This is a genomic window from Citrobacter sp. VF227, assembly GCF_052950715.1.
This window is the reverse complement of the sequence record NZ_JBRFVF010000140.1, coordinates 1-638: the sequence shown is the minus strand read 5'-3', so window position 1 is coordinate 638 and position 638 is coordinate 1. Positions and strand designations below refer to the sequence as shown.

1 protein-coding gene is annotated in these 638 nt (G+C 67.9%); it reads left to right on the top strand.

What is annotated here, in order from left to right:
- Nucleotides 1–638: M4 family metallopeptidase (locus ACU8YC_RS25515; RefSeq protein WP_446896036.1), on the top strand; the 638-nt coding region annotated here is incomplete at both ends.

Sequence of the window (638 nt, the reverse complement as noted above, 5' to 3'; positions counted from 1 at the left end):
ACCCTGGACCGCCCCGCCCCACGGCGATCGCCGAGCTCGGTGAGCTGCGCACGCCCGGTCATCCACAACGGCGCATCCACGATGCCGAGCAGCGCATGCAGCTGCCCGGCACGCTCCGTCGCCGCGAGGGTCAGAGCGCTTCAGGCGACCCCGCGGTGGACGAGGCCTACGATGCCCTGGGCGCGACCTACACCTTCTTCTGGCAGGTGTTACAGCGCGACTCCATCGACGATCTGGGCATGCCGCTGAGCGGCACCGTGCACTATGGCCAGGGTAATGAAAACGCCTTCTCGAACGGCGAGCAGATGGTGATCGGCGATGGCGACGGTGAGCTCTTCCAACGGTTCACCCGCTCCCTCGACGTGGTCGCTCACGAGCTGGCCCACGGGCTGATCGAGAGCGAGGCCGCGCTGGTTTACTACAACCAGCCAGGGGCGCTGAACGAGTCGGTTTCCGACGTCTTCGGGGTGCTGACCAAGCAACATGCGCTTGGCCAGACTGCCGCCGAAGCCGACTGGCTGGTCGGTGCCGAACTCCTGACCGACAAGGTCCAGGGCGTGGCGCTGCGCTCCATGGCCAACCCCGGCACCGCCTACGACGACCCGCTGCTCGGCCGCGACCCGCAGCCGGCGCATATG